The sequence below is a fragment of the Cohnella xylanilytica genome (genome assembly GCF_014212175.1).
GTDB classification, from domain to species: domain Bacteria; phylum Bacillota; class Bacilli; order Paenibacillales; family Paenibacillaceae; genus Cohnella; species Cohnella xylanilytica.
This window is the reverse complement of the sequence record NZ_JACJVR010000083.1, coordinates 1-17,529: the sequence shown is the minus strand read 5'-3', so window position 1 is coordinate 17,529 and position 17,529 is coordinate 1. Positions and strand designations below refer to the sequence as shown.

The window sequence follows — 17,529 nt, the reverse complement described above, 5'->3', positions numbered from 1 at the left end:
GGCTTTCGTAATTCAGGTTAAAGGTTTCCCCCTTAAGATAAGCACATGGGAGGCGATGAAAATCAACTCGAGTCACGTAAAGCTAGAAACCCCCTACGAGAAAGGAGGTGATTGCAGTGAAACGATCTACTCTTCTAATCGGCATAGCGATCGTTTCGGTCTCTATCTTCGCTTTAATTGTACTGGCCCATACTTGGGGACATTCGGTCCACGAAGCCGCAGGCCATCGCCAGTCTTGGCATGATTTCGCAAGACAAGCCCAACAAAGGTATCCGCAATTCATGGAATCGAGCAACAGCGAGGCGACCGGAGCAAGCTCCACTTGGCTAATCCTGCTTCGACTGGCCGTTCTAGCAGGAGGCGCGCTTCTCTTCTGGAAAGCCGGCGGCTTGCTCCGATGGATCGGCGCCGTATTCGCCGCCCTGGGAACCTGGAGCTTGCTCGGTCCTGTCTGGGGCTCGCTCGTCCTGATCGCCGTTTTCTTGCTCTACAAGCGAATGAATACCAACTCACCGTATACAGCCCCTCAGGCAGCCGGCGTCTACTCTTCGCAGACGGACGTCCATGTCAGCCGAGGTCAATTTTTAGATGAATGGGAACGCAGACAACACAAGGAGGAATAACCATGGGAATCTTCACGAGAATCAAGGATATTGCGGCCGCCGACGTACACCGTCTTCTGGATCGGGTGGAGGATCCGGTCGGCATGGCCCAGCATTACATCAGGCAGTTAGAGGACCAGATGGACAACGCCCGCTCGGCGCTGGAGATTCAGATCGCCGCGGAACAGCACTATGACATACTTATCGCGAGGAATGGGCAGTTCATCGACAAGCGAGTCCGCCAAGCCGAGCTGGCCGTGGACCGCAATCAAGACGAGATCGCCGCCATGGCATTGCAGGAGAAGCTGCATCATTCGAAGCTTCAGGAGACTTATCTGGAACAGCGAGAAGTGATTCGGCGGCAGACGCAAGCGCTTCGCGACGAGATCGGCCGGTTGCAGGAGCTTCACAAGGACCTGAACGACAAGCTGACCTTCCTCTTGGCACGTACGAACGCTGCGGCCGCGTTGAAGGCGACGGCAGCCGTCTCGTCCCCGGGCGATGCCGGCAGGATTTCGCGAGGGTTCGAGCGGATGGAGCAGAAGATCTTGCGGTTCGAAGCGGGGACGAAGGCATACGGGGCAATCGGCTCCGAAGCCTCGCGCCTGAGCAACTGGTCGGATCAGCACGAGGTGCAGTCGGAGCTGGAGAAGCTCAAGGCCACCCGCCGAAGCTCCTGAATGGAATCTATTATCGCGAATTGCTCCCTTTCGGAGATAGCCGCCGAGGTGGAAGCCGCCCGGGCGGAAATGATGAAGCATGCGGCTGCGTTTCTCGCGCCCGGAGGCAAACCGAGCGAGGAGCTTATCGCCATCTCGCAAAGGCTGGACAAGCTTGTCCTGCAGTATATGACCATGAGACGCTCAGCGGCGCCTTCTTCGGAGAACGTTACGGTCTTATCTCAATAACGCAAAGAAACCTCTCCTTCCGGGGAGGTTTCTTTGCGTCTCGTTTCTATTAAAGCACCCGACGAGCCGTTACGTAATGATTGGACCAGTAGCCGGAAGTAAGCGAGCTGATCGCGAGCCCGTCCACCGAAGGCGTATCGTGGATGAACTGGCCGCCGCCCATGTAGATCCCGACATGGTTGATGACTTTGTTGTTGCTGCCGATCGTATCGAAGAAGACGAGGTCTCCCTTTTTGAGATTGCTCTTGCTGACATAGGAGCCCGCGCTCTTCTGGTACTTCGTGCCCCATTTCAGATCGACGCCGACCTTGGCGAAGACGAACTCGGTGAACGAAGAGCAGTCGAAGATCAGCTTGGACGGGTTGCGCGTGTTAAAGTCGTAGCTGACGCGGCCCATGTAGCTTTTGGCGATTTGAATGACGCGGTCGGCCTTCGAGCTCGAGCTTCCCGAAGAGGAAGAAGAATCGCCGTAGGTCGTATATTTATCGCCCGCGGATACATAGCCGGTATTGCCCTTCTTATCCTTAACCTTCAGCCAATAGCTGTTCACCTTGCTGATGACATGGATCGACTCTCCGGTCGGAATCAGCCGAATCATTTTCCCGCTGGTGCTCGCGCTGGCGCGCAGGTTCACGCCGTATGTGACTTTAGTTTCATAGGCGGTCGCGGCGGACGCCTTCGAGATCGTCGAGGCTTGTCCTAAATTCAAGGCTCCCAATCCGATAGCGGAGCATAAGCCGACGGCCATAATCTGACGGAAGATGGATTTGGTTGCAGACATGTGAATCCCTCCGGTAAATGAAATAATTCGGTACCGGAATTCACGTTAGCATACCTGGAGAGGCCTAAACTTTTCCACCAAGAAAAAAATCGCCGCCGGGACAAGCTCAAATTCACATTATTAGAAAAGGATAAAAATTTTTTAATCTTAAGAAGGAGACTCCACGAATGGAATAAATTGTGATCCGAGATAAGATACTACGTCATAAACACGAGTTAGCGGAGGATGAGCCCGATGTCCCGGAAACCCAAAGTCAAACCAACGAATATCGAGTTAAGCTGTACGGAAATCGGGGGACTGTGGGGCATTTATCTCCAAGAGAGCATGACGCTCTGTTTCTTAACCTACTTGCGACAGCATCTTCAGGACGGGCAGATCGTTCCGCTGGCGGACGAGGCTTTGCAAATATCGAAGAGCCGGTTAGAGAAAATCAAAAAGTTTTTCGAGGCGGAGAATTTCCCGATCCCCGCGGGATTCTCGGAAGGGGACGTGAACTTGACGGCCCCTCCGCTGTTCCACGATACGTTCACCCTCAGCTTCCTCTACATGATGAACAGGCTGGGGATGATCAACTACGCGTTTACCGCGTCCAATAACGTTCGGCTCGACGTGCTGGATTTTTTCAACGAATGCATCCATACGACCACCGAGATGTTCGGCAAAGCGGTGCGAATGATGCTGGAGAAGGGCGTTTACGACCGCCCGCCGAAGATGAACTACCCGCAAAAGGTGGAGTTCGTGGAGAAAAAGTCCTTCCTGGACGGAATACTCGGCGCGAAGCGGCCTCTCAATGCCATCGAGCTATCCGAGATCTTCTTCAATATCGAGCGGAACTACTTCTCCGTGATCGTTATGCTGGGATTCGCGCAAGTCATGGAAGACAAGAAATTGAAGGAACATATCATCAGAGGGAAAAAAATCAGCGAGAGCCAGATCGATCTCTTCAACAATCTGCTGATGCAGGAGGATCTGCTCGGAACGGTGCCTATAAGCATGGAAGTGACGGGCTCGACGGTGGCGCCGTTCTCGGATAAATTTATCCTGTCGATGATCAATATCCTGAACTCGGTGGACATCTTTCTGATCTCGCATGCCATGTCCTTATCGATGCGGATCGATCTCACGGTTCAATACGCCAAAATTATCGCTAAGGTGATGGCGTATTCCAAAGATACGTTCGATATTATGGTGGAACGCAGCTGGCTTGAACAACCGCCGCTTACGATCGATCGCAAACAGCTGCTTCAGACCTAATGAGGAATCCGCAGGCCGCGTGACGACGCGCTTGCCGGATTCTTTTTATGGTTGCTAAGAGGGGCCAATGTTCGAATTGGATGTTAGATGTTGAATATATGGAGTTAGTCCTATAATTTGTTAGGTATTTGTGTATGCGCTTATAATCTATAATCTAGCTGGAAGGAGGTGGAAGGGGTTTTCTCGGAAAAGGACGCGATGTTTTGTTTTGTTCCGCAACGAGAATCAACCGGCCGCAGCAAGCATTCAAGCACTCCCAATCTATCCATTCTGAGGAGGTAAGATGATGTTGAAGTTTAAGAAGAAGGCCCTGCCAGCCATTCTTGCAACCGCAATGGGGTTAAGCTTGTTCGCGGCGACGTCGAGCGCGGCCACGGACTATTGGCAGAATTGGACCGACGGCGGCGGAACGGTGAACGCGGTCAACGGATCCGGCGGCAATTACAGCGTGAACTGGTACAACACCGGGAACTTCGTCGTCGGCAAAGGCTGGACCACCGGGTCGCCGAACCGGGTCATCAACTACAATGCCGGCGTCTGGGCCCCGAGCGGCAACGGCTATCTGACTCTGTACGGCTGGACGAGGAACTCGCTCATCGAATATTACGTCGTCGACAGCTGGGGCACGTACCGGCCGACCGGAACGTATAAAGGCACCGTGACGAGCGACGGCGGCACCTACGACATCTACACGACGATGCGCTACAACGCGCCGTCCATCGACGGCACGCAGACGTTCCAGCAGTTCTGGAGCGTCCGGCAGTCGAAGAGACCGACGGGAAGCAACGTCTCGATCACGTTCAGCAACCACGTGAACGCGTGGAAGAGCAAGGGCATGAACCTGGGCAGCAGCTGGGCTTACCAGGTGCTGGCGACCGAAGGGTATCAGAGCAGCGGAAGCTCGAACGTAACGGTGTGGTAACGCTAACTCATCCTTGACAGGACATAGGGCTGCCGGTCTCCCATCGGCGGCCCTATCGTTTAAAGGAGAACGACCATGAACAAACGATTCCTTTTCCCCCTTATCGCCCTGATGGTTGTGGCCGGCGCTTGCTCTCACGGGAACGCTGCGAACAAGGAAGAACCCCGTAAGACGGATAACTTGGTATGGGTCGAAGGAGGGACGTTTAAGAGCTCAAAGTCCAACTACAGCGGGAAAAACATAACCGTCTCGAGCTTCTATATCGGCAAATACGAGGTCACTCAACAAGAGTGGCTGGAGGTCATGGGGAAGAATCCTTCCGGCTTCAAGGGCGGCAATCTGCCTGTCGAGACGGTCAGCTGGTACGACGCCGTCGAGTACTGCAACAAGCGGAGCCTGAAGGAGGGCTTGGAACCTTATTACCGCATAGACAAGAGCAAGCTCGATCCGAACAACAAGAGCGAATACGATCCTCTCAAATGGACGGTAACGATCAACGAGGGAGCGAACGGGTACCGGCTGCCGACGGAGGCGGAGTGGGAATACGCGGCAAGCGGGGGCCGGATGAGCAAGGGGCACGCGTACAGCGGAAGCGACAACGCCGACGAGGTCGCCTGGTACTGGAGGAACTCCGGGGACAAGCGCTTGTCCGGAGATTGGAACTGGCCTCTCCTCGAGAGCAACCATAACAGAACGCAGCCGGTCGGCAGCAAACCGGCCAACGAGCTGGGACTTCACGATATGTCGGGCAACGTCAGGGAATGGTGCTGGGATTGGTACGGAGAATCGGGGAGCCCAAGCGGCGGTTCCTACCGGGTCGTGAAGGGCGGCGGCTGGATCGGCGACGTGAGCAACGGCGAGATCGCCTTCCGGGGCAAGTTCGAGGCGAGCGGCTACGGGCCCGATCAAGGCTTCCGCGTGGTTCGCGGCGAATAGAAGGGAGCATAGCGGAGAAGTTCAAGCGCAGGGGCTTGGACTTTTCTTATTTTTATAGGATTCATACCGATCCGATCGGCGCCTGTGGTATGGTTAACATGACAGGCTCAAGCGAGGACGGCCGAGAAGGGAGAAGGCAGGTCGTGGATAAAAAGAAGCAAATTCGGTTGTTCGACAAGCAAGCCGCCCGGTATGGCCGAAGACAGGAAGGCCAGCTGCTCCGAAGCTGGCGCCGGGATCTTCTCCGCCATGCGAACGGGAACGTATTGGAGCTTGCGGTAGGAGCGGGAACGAACTTCCCCTATTATCCCGCCGGGGCGAAGGTAACCGCGACCGACTTCAGCCCCGAGATGCTGAAGCGGGCGCGGACGGCGGCGGCCGGATGCCGGCTGGATGCGGAGTTCGTCGGCGCGGACATCGAAGAGATGGAGTTCCCGAACGGTTCCTTCGATACGATCGTCTCGACGTTATCCTTCTGCAGCTACGAGGACCCGCTTCGCGTCATGAACAAGATCAGACGCTGGTGCAAGCCGGAGGGGACCGTTCTGTTGCTGGAGCACGGGATCAGCTCGAATGTCGCCGTAGCCGCCGCTCTCAGGCTGCTCGATCCGCTGCTGTATCGGACGATCGGGTGCCATCATACGAGGAATATACCGGAGCTGGTGCGCCAATCGGGCCTGTCGATTACGCGAGCGGAGAGCCGCCTGTTCAAGACGGTTCACCTGATCTGGGCGAAGCCGGGGAGCTCGGCGCGCGGCGACGCGTAGAGCCGCCTCTTGCCGCCCGTCCCAGGCAGGCAAGAAGCGGCTTCGGATGACGCGAAATGAGCGATTAATTCCGCAGACGATCCGCCGTATTCTCGGCGGCCGCTTGGAATCGGCCTCGAACTTCCTCGGCGGCCCCCTTCGCTTGTTCGCTCCACTCCAGTACGTATTGCGTCGCCTTGACCGCCCACTTGCGAGCGGTCTTCCTGGCTCCCGGCGACAGCGCCAGCCATACGGCCGCGGCGCCCAGCGCCACGCCGATCGGCGATTTCCACATGCGGCGTTCCTCCTTTGTCTCGATCCATGATCGTAGTCGCTTCTTGAACCCTAATCTTACCTCCGAACCCCCTCGTTATGCGGAACGGATGCGGATTGGCCCTGGCGATTTTACGCAAATTTACGCATAGTTAACAATGCCGAGCACATACTACCCGACATGCGAGAACCGAGACGGCCGACTCCGGAGGAGACCATGCGCATGCCCCTTCCGCGAAAGCGGCCGCCTCTTGAGCGCAGCCGGCTTAACGAATATAATAGCAGCAACGATGCCCCTGCTCCGGGCGAAGCAGGGGACCCGAGCATACCCGCCTCCGACTTCCGAGAGAATCCATGAAGATAGAGGGACGGAATTAATCTCTGTCGAACAATTCCAAGGTATGCTGGGAGGAGGCGCTCCGGACAAGACGAACTCCGGCGGTCTTGCCGCCTCTCCCCCTGAATACGGGGACCTGGTACCCAAAAAATAGAAGCTCTATGCTACATAACCTTCACTAAGATCTTCGCGAGGAAGTGCGCTAATTATGGAAGCCATATCGTTCAAAGCCTTTGCGGTCGCCAACGAGATCGACTTGAACAAGATCGCGATCTATTGCGGAATTCCGAAGAAGTTCACCTGGGAAGAGCCGTTGATTCTGAAGGGAGACACCCTGGCCTCCATTCTGCATACCAAAGGCGACAAATCCGCGCAGGTCCTTATCTTCTCCTTCGGCAGCGTCGTCTTCGTCAATCACGGCGGTCAAGGCGAGATGACGAAATTCCTGCACTTCCTCCGTTCGTTCGAGCCGGACATCGACGTGCAGAATGCGGAAGCCTATACGGACGATTACAGCCTGCACCGCGAAGAGACCGAAGAGATCGAACTGACCGACGAATACGTCGTCGTTCCCGAATACGAAGAATTCTACCCGGAGCTGATCGCCACCGTTCTGGCCAAGTCGGTCGCCCTGGAGAAGATCGAGGAGCAGCTCGGCAAGATCAACGACAAGCTCGAATATATGATCGACCGGCTGGAGAAGGGCCGATTGCGAATCGGCAACAAGCAGCTGGCCAAGACGACCGCTTCCATCGTGCGGCACGAGTACAATACCCTGGCCTATATCATGATTCTGGACAAGCCCGACATCACGTGGACCAACAGCAGCGCCGGCCAATTCTACGACAGAATGCTGGAGTTCTTCGAGCTGAACGACCGGTATAATATTATGAAAAGCAAGACGGAGGTTCTGTATCACATCATGGAGGGCTTCTCCACGATCAGCCATTCGATGCGGGGACTCTTCGTCGAATGGATCATCGTCACCCTGATCGTCATCGAAGTCGTCCTCTCCGTTCTGCAGATCGCGGGTTGGATTTAAGGCGTCAGAGAGGCTGCCTCCCTCTTAATACCAAATACGAATTGCCCGGCTCTCCTTGATAGGGACGCCGGGTTTTTGTTTTAATCGCTGCATCATTGTTGTACATACCTGAACAACTTCCACAATGTGCGTCGAACGATCAGAATACGAAGGTCGCCTAGAGGGGGAGTGATTGTTGCAAGAACGTAGTCGGCGTGAAGTACAGCTACCCGGACATGCTGCGCACGAATGAGTATCCGGCCCTTAACGGCTGTAATTTCCCCGTCATGCAGGGGGCTAACCGTCTGCTGCTTCCCGCTCTGGCGATGACTGCAACGGTGCCGTCTCCGGTGTACCGTGCGTCTTCCTGAGCCGTTCGTAGCGGTGCACAACGTCAATCAGGTGAAGGATCTGAACAAGGCTTGCGCATCTTCATTATCGTGCGGAACAACAGTAACGGTCCTAATACGACATCCTATTTCACGGCACGTCAGTATTCGCAAGACGGGCGACTTGAGTGGCGGTATAGGGTTGGAAAGGTGGACGGAGTATATGGAAGCTGGAGGCCGACATTGTCGCTGTGGAGCGGAAAATAGCCGTGATCGACGAGGCCATGATGTGAGGGAGGGCGCCGAGAAACTGGCGGTGATGAATGAAGACAAGGGGCTGATCGAGCCGGAACGCTAGTTGTTGTACGATTGTTTAGAGCAGGAAAGCCAGATGAAGATAGAATTTGAGATGATACAGTCAATGGAATGGTTGTATGAAAGCCGTCCCTTTCATTCTCAAATAGGAAATTGTTTGAAATCACTTTCCCGAATGATATGTTGTTTTGGAGATTTCTATTTGAACTCCTGAGAGCAGCAACCACAGAAAAAGTAGAAGGGGACCCGAAATGGGCAATAGCGATTTCAAACTACGCTCCCACTAGGAGAGCGACGGACGAAATATTCCTCGTAAAGCCGTCGAAGGTGTTTCAATCCATGCTCCCGCGTGGGGAGCGACTGCCCGCGGCCGCCGCCGCTAGGAAGCCGTTAGCATTTCAATCCACGCTCCCACATGGGGAGCGACTTCGGCCGGCGAAGATTGGGCGGATGACTGATGATTTCAATCCACGCTCCCGCGTGGGGAGCGACGCTGGCGGCTTCGCTGCTAGCGAACCCCGCGATATTTCAATCCACGCTCCCGCGTGAGGAGCGACTTGCGTAGCAGGTCGTACATGATTTGCGCCTTTCGGTCATTTCAATCCACGCTCCCGCGTGAGGAGCGACTTAAAAAGGAGTTGGCCGAGGCGAGAGATGACTCGATTTCAATCCACGCTCCCGTGTGAGGAGCGACGCCAGTCAACCTCTTAGTTATGCTTGGTGCATTCTATTTCAATCCACGCTCCCGCGTGAGGAGCGACGAGAAGTCCGTGGACGCCGGCCGAAGCCTGCTCCTGATTTCAATCCACGCTCCCGCGTGAGGAGCGACACGGTCGACGGCCGTCCGGGCCGCTTTCTTCGAACGATTTCAATCCACGCTCCCGCGTGAGGAGCGACCTTGTAACCTATTTTGGTGATCCTGAGCCTTAATTTCAATCCACGCTCCCGCGTGAGGAGCGACATGTTGAATGATGAGCTGGAGTACGTATCGTTGCTTATTTCAATCCACGCTCCCGCGTGAGGAGCGACAGCGGGTAGCACGGGCCCTTGTGCCACAAGGGCTGGCGAGCCCAATTTCGCGAATCGCCAAGATGTAACCATGTTAAAGTATTCATATTTCTATAAAATTCCCGACAACCCAGTAAAATCAAGAGGTGCGAATCTCCCAGGAAAATCATGTGCGCTTGGGGTTCGCACCACTATCATAGCATACCCAGGCTTGCAATTTGTCGAAAATCTGAAGTCTCTCACCTCTATATAACGAGCCTTGTCTACGACTATATACTCAGGCAACAAGACTTAAGTTTTAGTCACATTTACCTGGTTGCTTACGATTGTTTTTCATTTTTGAGCCCAAAATAACGATTATCTAATTGAATCATGAAGGTTTTTCCAAAATTATGTCGAACTTTACAAGGAACGCTCCTAAAAGGAGAGCATGTTGGCATGATTACGGAACTTATCGCGCATGTACGTAAAAACGATGACGGCAGTTGGGCGGCTCCTCATACTTTATCGGACCATTCGCAAGGAACGGCCAGATTGGCAGAATTATTTTCTTCCAAATTTCATTCTGGGGAATGGGGGAGAGCGGCAGGGTTAGCTCATGACGCGGGCAAGGGCAGATTGCAGTGGCAAAAATATTTGAGATTGAAAAGCGGATACGATGAAGAGGCTCATTTGGAGGGAAAAAGCGGAAAAATCCCGCATGCCATACACGGAGCCGAATTGGTTGAACATTTGTATGGCAAGGGAATCGGACGAATTTTGGCCTACTGCATTGCCGGTCATCATACGGGTCTCCCCGACTGGTCCGCTTCCGAAGGCACTGGGCGAGCTTCTCTTCAATATCAGAAAACTCAAGTCAAAGATTTGGATCAGATCGTTGACAGTGTAATTGAAAAACTGCTCCCTGCCAAGCCTTCGCATCCGCCGTGGAAATTCACCAGTGGCTTGGATTTGTCCTTATGGATAAGGATGTTGTTTTCAAGTCTTGTTGATGCGGACTTTCTGGATACTGAAGGCTACATGGATCATGTGAAAGCGCTTCATAGAGGGGGTTATCGTTCGATATCCGAACTTCTTGAACGATTTAACCGATTTTGTGAAGAGTTGGACCAGCAATCTGCAAACACAAAAGTAAATGAGATTAGAAAAAATATCAGGGCCCGATGCATCCAAATAGCGAGCAAAAAACAAGGAGTTTTCTCTCTCACCGTTCCGACCGGGGGAGGAAAAACATTATCCAGTTTGGCGTTTGCTCTCGAACATGCAAGGATCCACCAGCTTAGTCGAATTATCTATGTCATTCCCTATACCAGCATCGTTGAACAAAATGCAGAAGTATTTCGCGCGGCCGTCGGAGAAGATCAGGTGATTGAACATCATTCCAATCTAGATGAGGATGATACGACGATCCAATCTCGGTTGGCATCAGAAAATTGGGACGCTCCGTTGATTGTGACGACCTCTGTACAATTTTTCGAATCGCTATTTGCGTCAAAGCCCAGCCGATGCCGAAAGCTTCACAATATTGCAAGGTCCGTCGTTGTGCTTGATGAGGCGCAATTGGTTCCGGTTGAATTTTTGGCTCCCATTCTTGAATCGATGCGGTTGCTCGTCGACCGATATCATGTCAGTTTTGTCATTTCCACTGCGACTCAGCCGGCTTTTAAAGAACGTGTGGTCGATGGAAAGCTATTTAAAGGGCTTAAAGCAGTAACAGAAATCATGGGGAATGAGGAAGACATCAACTCACTCTATCAATCGCTGGCTCGTAATCGCGTTCAATTTCCAAATGACCTTAATGTTGTTTCACGCTGGGAAGAGATTGCCGAGGAATTGAAGCAGTACGAGCAGGTTTTGTGTATTGTTTCAGACCGGCAGAGCTGCCGTGAATTGCATAAGTTGATGCCGAGAGGAACCTATCATCTGTCTGCGCTAATGTGCGGACAGCATCGCAGCGATATCATTCGTGAAATTAAACGAAAGTTGAAGGATCGTATACCTGTTCGCGTAATAAGCACTCAATTGGTTGAAGCCGGGGTGGATTTGGACTTTCCGGTTGTGTACAGAGCTCTTGCAGGGTTGGATTCTATCGTACAAGCCGCAGGACGATGCAACAGGGAGGGGGAACTGCCCGATATGGGGAAGGTTGTCGTTTTTACCCCGCCCAGGAATTCTCCCGAAGGAATACTTCGCAAAGCCGCGGAGACAACGAGAAGCCTCGTTATGGCCAATCATGACGCCGTCTCAAACTATGTTGTTTTTGAAAAGTTTTTTGAGGAGCTCTATTGGAAGGCAAATTCGTTAGATAAGGAGGGCATCGTTGCATTACTTGATCCCAATCGTAATGATCCAGGGGAATGCAGTATTTTCTTCCGGACAGCCGCAAAGAAATTCAAGATAATGGATGATTCGAGCCAAAAAACAATTCTGGTTCGATACGGCGAAGGGGATCGACTCATTAATTTATTTAAATCGAAGGGACCCGATCGTTGGCTCATGAGGAAGCTTCAACGATACACAGTATCCGTATACAACAACAATTTCAATGAGTTGGGGAGAAGAGGAGTCATTGAAGAGATCTGTCCCCAAATTTATGCACTATCTTCCCGGCTGAATTATTCGGAAGACATTGGTCTGCTGGTTGAAGAAGCGGAGAATTGATTTCTCGAGAGGGGCGATTGCCTTGCGCAATTGGTGCTTGGAGATATGGGGCGATTATGCTTGCTTTACCCGACCGGAGATGAAAGTGGAGCGGGTCAGTTATGACGTGATCACCCCGTCGGCAGCCAGGGCGATTTTTGAATCGATTCTGTGGAAGCCGGCAATTCGTTGGCACATTACAAAGATTGAGGTGTTAAACCCGGTAAAATGGATAAGTGTTCGTAGGAACGAGGTGGGCAAGGTAGCATCCGCTCCTACTTCCAAGCAGATGGCCGGTATACCGGGGGCTCCAATGGGGATTATGACCGAAGATGAAAGACTGCAGCGTGCGGGGCTTTTTTTAAGAGATGTGCGTTATCGCATCTATGGATATTTTGAATTTATCCCTCCCGAGAAACGAGAGGTCAACCGTCCAACTCGGGAGGAAGTTTGGGCGGATGAGCAAGAGCGCTATGCAGCGGCCAGGTCCGATGAAAGTGAGGCAAAATATGCTGCGATGTTCGAGCGAAGGGCCAAGAAAGGTCAATGTTTTCATAGACCTTACTTGGGTTGCCGGGAGTTCGCCTGCGATTTTCGACTCGTTAAGCACCCGAATGAAGAGCCTTTAAGTCCGATTAGCGACACGCGGGATCTAGGCTTCATGCTGTATGACATGGATTTTGATAAGAACGTGAACAATCCGTTTCCGCTTTTTTTCCGTGCACAAATGAATAGCGGAACGATAAATACGAACCGCAAGGAAATTGAGGTGAGGGGATGATATTACTCGCCTTGAAGGAGTACTACGACCGGAAGGCTGCCGAGGGTACGATCGCACAGGATGGTTGGATCAAGGGAGGCATCGATTTTCTATTAGAGATTGATCTTGACGGGTTTTTACAGAATATTGCCGATTTAAGGGAAGGAGAGGGGAAAAAGAAGCTTTCTCATTCATTTAGTCTGCCGAATATCGGGAAGCAAGCTTTAAAGCATTCGAACAGCGGCAAGGATGCGAACTTGCTTTGGGATAATGCTGCGTTTGTTTTCGGTTTGGGGGAAAAAGGAAATCTACGTTTGAAAAGTATGATTGAAGCCATCGATCAATGGATGGGCCAAACGAGCGATGCCGGGGTTCTTGCCGTGCGAAGTTTTCTCCAAAGAGGACTGGAAAATCGGTGTCATTTTGACCCGGCGCTGAATCATCCCGAATACGGCAAGATTATGCAAGAAGGGAGTGCAAAAATAAGTTTCCGGGTGCTTCAAACCTCTTATCGAGCGGTTTTTCTTTCTCCCGAAGTTGCTTCTGCTCTCGAGCGTGCCGAAGGAACAGAAGACCCGAATTCATGGATCGGGACATGCCTGGTGACAGGAGAACAAAATACCGCGGTGGAAGCAACTCATCCGGTGATTAAAGGGATAAGGAACGCTCAGCCCTCCGGGGCCAACATCGTTAGTTTTAACAAGGACGCCTTTAATTCCTACTCGAAAACGCAAAGCTTCAATGCGCCTGTTAGTAAAGTTGTTGCCTCCCGTTATGTAAAAGCCCTGAATACTTTGCTGGATTCGCCAAGGCAGCGTTTGAATATAGGGGATGCTTCCGTCGTGTTTTGGGCTGAAAAACAGTCCGCTTTTGAATCGGATTTTTCATTTTTCTTCCAGGAACCTGAGAAAAAGGATTCGGATGCCGAAACCGAGAGAGTGAAATCGTTGTTCGAATCGGTAAAGACCGGGGCGTACGCGGAGGATAGCGGAGATACCCGCTTCTTTATTTTAGGGCTTGCGCCCAATATAGCACGTATATCCATTCGCTTATGGCAAGTCGGAACCGTTTCGGAATTCTCCGCCAAGATCAGGGAGTATTTTGATGACTTCACGATTGTGAAACCGCCGAAGGAACCTGAATACTACTCGGTTTGGCGTATTTTGGTCAATATCGCCGTTCAGGACAAGAGCGAGAACATCCCGTCGAATCTTGCCGGCGATTTCATGCGCTCCATCTTGGAAGGGACGCCTTATCCGATAACCTTGTTGCAAGCTGTTCTCCGTCGTATTCGCAGCGACACTAAATATCGAGTGAAACCTGTTCGAGCGGCATTAATAAAAGCTTATCTGAACCGATACCACCGGTTTTATCCGGATCAACGTTACAAGGAGGTCGAATGGGAATTGGATACAAATCAAATGTCCGTCGGTTACCGGTTAGGAAGATTATTTGCTGTATTAGAGAAAATCCAGGAAGAGGCAAACCCGGGAATAAACGCTACGATCGGGGAACGGTTTTACGGAGCGGCAGGCACTACGCCGGTAACCGTCTTTGCGAATTTGCTTCGTCTTAAAAACCATCATCTGGTTAAGCTTGAGAGCAAAGGGAGAGTGATTTATTTTGAGAGACTGCTAGGCGAAATTATGGAGCATTTAAAAGTTTTTCCGGCACACCTCAATCTGCATGAACAAGGGCTCTTTGCGATCGGATATTATCATCAGAGACAAGCCTTTTTTACTACAAAGAAGAACGTCGATTTAGCTTGAAAACCAATAAAATAGATCAGGGAAGGAAGTAGGAGTATGAGTGAAGCGATTCAAAAACGGTATGATTTTGTTGTTTTCTTCGACGTGAAGGACGGCAACCCCAATGGCGATCCCGATGCCGGAAATTTGCCACGAGTTGACCCTGAGACCGGGCATGGGCTGGTAACAGATGTAAGTTTGAAAAGAAAAGTGCGAAACTATGTCGGGTTGAAAATGGATGATCAGCCCCCTTATTCCATTTTCGTTAAGGAGAAATCTATTTTAAATCAAGCTATCGAACAAGCGTATATCAGCTTGAACATTGATTTGAATGAGCCTCCGGTTGACCCTGAGGACGGAAAAAAGCGGAATAAGGCAGGTCAGGGGCAGGGCAAGGAGGTAGATCGGGCAAGGCAATTTATGTGTCATAACTTTTTTGACATTCGAACATTCGGCGCTGTTTTATCCACCGGGCCGAATGCGGGGCAGGTTCGCGGTCCGGTGCAATTGACCTTTGCTCGTTCGGTAGATCCGGTCGTTTCCCTTGAACACGGCATTACGAGAATGGCTGTAGCCACCGAAGCGGAAGCGGAAAACCAGGGTGGAGGCAATCGTACCATGGGAAGGAAATTTACGATTCCGTACGGACTTTACCGCGCGCATGGCTTTGTCTCGGCCCCTCTTGCGAATCAAACCGGTTTCTCAGAAATTGACCTGGAACTTCTGTGGGAATCGCTCGAAAATTTGTTTGAACATGATCGTTCCGCTGCCCGCGGACTAATGGGAACAAGAAAACTCATCATTTTTGAGCACTCGTCCAAGATGGGAAATATCTCGGTACAGAAGCTTTTTGACGCGGTTACTGTGAAACGGATTGATGAGAATAAGCCAGCTAGAGAATTCAGCGATTACATTATTGCAGTAGATCAAGAAATGATTCCTCCAAGTGTCAAACTGATTGAAAGGTAAATTGTATCGTTCATCCGTGGTGCGAATCCCAAGCGCACATGAATTTCCCGGGGGATTCGCACCACTTGATTTTACTGGGTTTGAGGGATTTTAACGAAAAAATGAGACGTTTTTGAGGACTATGTAACAGCGATTCGCGAAATCGGGCCCGCGAGCCCTTGTGGCACTAGGGCTTGCGGTGCCCGCTGTCGCTTCCCATGCGGGAGCGTGGATTGAAATAACAGCTTGCAAGCGGCCCGATCTGGACTAAAGAGGTCGCTTCCCATGCGGGAGCGTGGATTGAAATGCGGTCGCACCAACATCATATAGCCTGATCCCAAGGTCGCTTCCCATGCGGGAGCGTGGATTGAAATTACTGGTTGGATATTGTCTGATTCGATAACATCGTCGCTTCCCATGCGGGAGCGTGGATTGAAATTGCCTAATGCCATTAATAACATGTCGAATTCGGGTCGCTTCCCATGCGGGAGCGTGGATTGAAATTCTAAGTCCGTTAGTTGATCCCAAATATCGGCAAGTCGCTTCCCATGCGGGAGCGTGGATTGAAATTCTAGCGGCTGCAATGCAATCCCGAGCTTCCTGGTCGCTTCCCATGCGGGAGCGTGGATTGAAATCGTGGGCGTCCGCGATCTTGTACCAATCCTTATAGTCGCTTCCCATGCGGGAGCGTGGATTGAAATTTCATGCCTCTGTCGCCTCCTATACGCCTCGTAGAGAGTCGCTTCCCATGCGGGAGCGTGGATTGAAATCGTACTCGTTCCTGCCACTCTGTAAGCTCGCTCTGAGCGTCGCTTCCCATGCGGGAGCGTGGATTGAAATTCGCCGATCCAGCCGGACACCGAACTATGGCAACGGGTCGCTTCCCATGCGGGAGCGTGGATTGAAATTGGCGCATCACGTTTTGAACGAGTGCGCCGGAATGTCGCTTCCCATGCGGGAGCGTGGATTGAAATTCGAGTGGCTCCACGATCTGCCGAAGCCCGACGCTCGTCGCTCCCCATGCGGGAGCGTGGATTGAAATAGCTATGACCCGAACAGCGATTCGCAATACCAGGCGGTCGCTCCCCATGCGGGAGTGTGGATTGAAATCAATAACCCCACATGTCCATGCCGTAAATGCGTACGGCGTCGCTCCCCATGCGGGAGTGTGGATTGAAATGCCTCCGATCAGGCCGAAAACGCGCCGCACGAAGATAGTCGCTCCCCACGCAGGAGCGTGGATTGAAATATTGCCCGGCAGCGGATTGAGCAGAACAGCAAAGTCGCTCCCCACGCGGGAGCGTGGATTGAAATTGGAGAAAAGAATCATTACGGCCGGCCTTACCGAAGGGTCGCTCCCCACGCGGGAGCGTGGATTGAAATAGCGACGTGCCGGCGTCGGAACCCTTTAGGCCGTTGTCGCTCCCCACGCGGGAGCGTGGATTGAAATTTCAGGGTGGCGAGCTGCGTCAGCATCTGGTGGATCGTCGCTTCCCACGCGGGAGCGTGGATTGAAATCTCACCCCGAGTTGAAGGGGATCTACTGGACGTGGTCGCTCCCCACGCGGGAGCGTGGATTGAAATCTGCGTCTCGAAGGCGGAGAGAGCGCTGACGTAGTGTCGCTCCCCATGCGGGAGCGTGGATTGAAATTTTCGCCAAGAGGCAAACATGGTCAGGCCGCAAAGTCGCCTCTCTCGGGAGCGTGAATTGAATTAAAATTTTTATCACAACATTTTTTCTACGACTGCTCATTCTCTAACCATCCATATGGTTGAGAAAACGTAACGGACACTACGAACGTTTAGGTTAACGGACACATTGCGCTTATTTCGCAAATAACGCCTATATTGACCGTCTGTGGAGCCATTAAGGGCCGTGGTGACAGAAATTTTGCTAAGAACATGACACGGTTGAATAATTTTATAAAAGAAAGGGGCTCCTATACCGTAGTAAGTAACGACAACCCTACGGAAAGGTCTACTCGGTTCGGCCCCCTAATT

General features: G+C 52.1%; 14 protein-coding genes and 2 CRISPR repeat arrays. Of the genes, 12 read left to right on the top strand and 2 right to left on the bottom strand.

Features of this window, described 5'->3' with window-relative positions:
- The first annotated feature begins 116 nt into the window (after positions 1-116).
- Genes H7B90_RS21700 through H7B90_RS33735 form a run of 3 tightly spaced genes read left to right on the top strand, consistent with a single transcriptional unit; the run spans position 117 to position 1,510 of the window.
- Complete coding sequence (locus H7B90_RS21700) at positions 117-623, top strand: hypothetical protein (RefSeq protein WP_185137995.1); 507 nt, start codon at positions 117-119, stop codon at positions 621-623.
- A 2-nt stretch (positions 624-625) separates the two neighbouring features.
- Positions 626-1,282: a PspA/IM30 family protein gene (locus tag H7B90_RS21695; protein WP_185137994.1), complete on the top strand. Its 657-nt coding sequence runs from the start codon at positions 626-628 to the stop codon at positions 1,280-1,282.
- Positions 1,283-1,510: an aspartyl-phosphate phosphatase Spo0E family protein gene (locus H7B90_RS33735; protein WP_185137993.1), complete on the top strand. Its 228-nt coding sequence runs from the start codon at positions 1,283-1,285 to the stop codon at positions 1,508-1,510. It abuts the gene before it with no gap.
- 49 nt (positions 1,511-1,559) lie between these two features.
- Here the strand turns inward: H7B90_RS33735 and H7B90_RS21685 are convergent, their stop codons facing one another.
- Complete coding sequence (locus tag H7B90_RS21685; protein ID WP_185137992.1) at positions 1,560-2,291, bottom strand: C40 family peptidase; 732 nt, start codon at positions 2,289-2,291, stop codon at positions 1,560-1,562.
- A gap of 225 nt (positions 2,292-2,516) precedes the next feature.
- Here H7B90_RS21685 and H7B90_RS21680 point away from each other — a divergent pair, with 225 nt between their 5' ends.
- The 4 genes from H7B90_RS21680 to H7B90_RS21665 all read left to right on the top strand — a co-directional run bounded on the left by H7B90_RS21680 (position 2,517) and on the right by H7B90_RS21665 (position 6,170).
- A complete protein-coding gene (locus tag H7B90_RS21680) occupies positions 2,517-3,545 on the top strand; it encodes a DUF3231 family protein (RefSeq protein WP_311772787.1) in 1,029 nt (342 codons plus the stop codon).
- A 286-nt stretch (positions 3,546-3,831) separates the two neighbouring features.
- On the top strand, positions 3,832-4,467 hold the full coding sequence (xynA, locus tag H7B90_RS21675; RefSeq protein WP_185137990.1) for an endo-1,4-beta-xylanase XynA: 636 nt from the start codon (positions 3,832-3,834) through the stop codon (positions 4,465-4,467).
- A 75-nt stretch (positions 4,468-4,542) separates the two neighbouring features.
- Positions 4,543-5,403 carry a formylglycine-generating enzyme family protein gene (locus tag H7B90_RS21670; RefSeq protein WP_185137989.1) on the top strand — a complete coding sequence of 287 codons (861 nt, stop codon included), beginning with the start codon at positions 4,543-4,545 and terminating at the stop codon, positions 5,401-5,403.
- Between the two features lie 143 nt (positions 5,404-5,546).
- Positions 5,547-6,170: a class I SAM-dependent methyltransferase gene (locus H7B90_RS21665; RefSeq protein WP_185137988.1), complete on the top strand. Its 624-nt coding sequence runs from the start codon at positions 5,547-5,549 to the stop codon at positions 6,168-6,170.
- Between the two features lie 64 nt (positions 6,171-6,234).
- On the opposite strand, the gene H7B90_RS21660 is transcribed toward H7B90_RS21665, so the two are convergent.
- Positions 6,235-6,444, bottom strand: coding sequence for a hypothetical protein (locus H7B90_RS21660; RefSeq protein ID WP_185137987.1), 210 nt, complete (start codon positions 6,442-6,444; stop codon positions 6,235-6,237).
- A 523-nt stretch (positions 6,445-6,967) separates the two neighbouring features.
- Here H7B90_RS21660 and H7B90_RS21655 point away from each other — a divergent pair.
- The 5 genes from H7B90_RS21655 to cas7c all read left to right on the top strand — a co-directional run bounded on the left by H7B90_RS21655 (position 6,968) and on the right by cas7c (position 15,549).
- Entirely contained in the window at positions 6,968-7,801 is an 834-nt protein-coding gene (locus H7B90_RS21655) for an RMD1 family protein (protein WP_185137986.1), read from the top strand.
- 952 nt (positions 7,802-8,753) lie between these two features.
- A CRISPR array of direct repeats spans positions 8,754-9,453; the repeat unit is 32 nt; unit sequence ATTTCAATCCACGCTCCCGCGTGAGGAGCGAC.
- A 417-nt stretch (positions 9,454-9,870) separates the two neighbouring features.
- A complete protein-coding gene (locus H7B90_RS21650) occupies positions 9,871-12,093 on the top strand; it encodes a CRISPR-associated endonuclease Cas3'' (RefSeq protein ID WP_185137985.1) in 2,223 nt (740 codons plus the stop codon).
- 22 nt (positions 12,094-12,115) lie between these two features.
- A complete protein-coding gene (gene cas5c, locus H7B90_RS21645; RefSeq protein WP_185137984.1) occupies positions 12,116-12,853 on the top strand; it encodes a type I-C CRISPR-associated protein Cas5c in 738 nt (245 codons plus the stop codon).
- A gap of 11 nt (positions 12,854-12,864) precedes the next feature.
- Positions 12,865-14,601 (top strand): type I-C CRISPR-associated protein Cas8c/Csd1, encoded by a 1,737-nt coding sequence (gene cas8c, locus H7B90_RS21640; RefSeq protein ID WP_212962890.1) that lies wholly within the window; start codon positions 12,865-12,867, stop codon positions 14,599-14,601.
- 36 nt (positions 14,602-14,637) lie between these two features.
- Positions 14,638-15,549 carry a type I-C CRISPR-associated protein Cas7/Csd2 gene (cas7c, locus tag H7B90_RS21635; RefSeq protein WP_185137982.1) on the top strand — a complete coding sequence of 304 codons (912 nt, stop codon included), beginning with the start codon at positions 14,638-14,640 and terminating at the stop codon, positions 15,547-15,549.
- A 187-nt stretch (positions 15,550-15,736) separates the two neighbouring features.
- Positions 15,737-17,179: a CRISPR direct-repeat array (repeat unit 32 nt; unit sequence GTCGCTTCCCATGCGGGAGCGTGGATTGAAAT).
- Between the last annotated feature and the right edge of the window lie 350 nt (positions 17,180-17,529).

What these genes read in the sequence shown, in the direction of transcription:
- H7B90_RS21650 (WP_185137985.1), top strand. Translation starts at nt 9,871, where the DNA reads ATGATTACGGAACTTATCGCGCATGTACGTAAAAACGATGACGGCAGT.
- H7B90_RS21655 (WP_185137986.1), top strand. Translation starts at nt 6,968, where the DNA reads ATGGAAGCCATATCGTTCAAAGCCTTTGCGGTCGCCAACGAGATCGAC.
- H7B90_RS21695 (WP_185137994.1), top strand. Translation starts at nt 626, where the DNA reads ATGGGAATCTTCACGAGAATCAAGGATATTGCGGCCGCCGACGTACAC.
- H7B90_RS21660 (WP_185137987.1), bottom strand. Translation starts at nt 6,444, where the DNA reads ATGTGGAAATCGCCGATCGGCGTGGCGCTGGGCGCCGCGGCCGTATGG.
- H7B90_RS21670 (WP_185137989.1), top strand. Translation starts at nt 4,543, where the DNA reads ATGAACAAACGATTCCTTTTCCCCCTTATCGCCCTGATGGTTGTGGCC.
- xynA (WP_185137990.1), top strand. Translation starts at nt 3,832, where the DNA reads ATGTTGAAGTTTAAGAAGAAGGCCCTGCCAGCCATTCTTGCAACCGCA.
- H7B90_RS21680 (WP_311772787.1), top strand. Translation starts at nt 2,517, where the DNA reads ATGAGCCCGATGTCCCGGAAACCCAAAGTCAAACCAACGAATATCGAG.
- H7B90_RS21685 (WP_185137992.1), bottom strand. Translation starts at nt 2,291, where the DNA reads ATGTCTGCAACCAAATCCATCTTCCGTCAGATTATGGCCGTCGGCTTA.
- cas7c (WP_185137982.1), top strand. Translation starts at nt 14,638, where the DNA reads ATGAGTGAAGCGATTCAAAAACGGTATGATTTTGTTGTTTTCTTCGAC.
- H7B90_RS33735 (WP_185137993.1), top strand. Translation starts at nt 1,283, where the DNA reads ATGGAATCTATTATCGCGAATTGCTCCCTTTCGGAGATAGCCGCCGAG.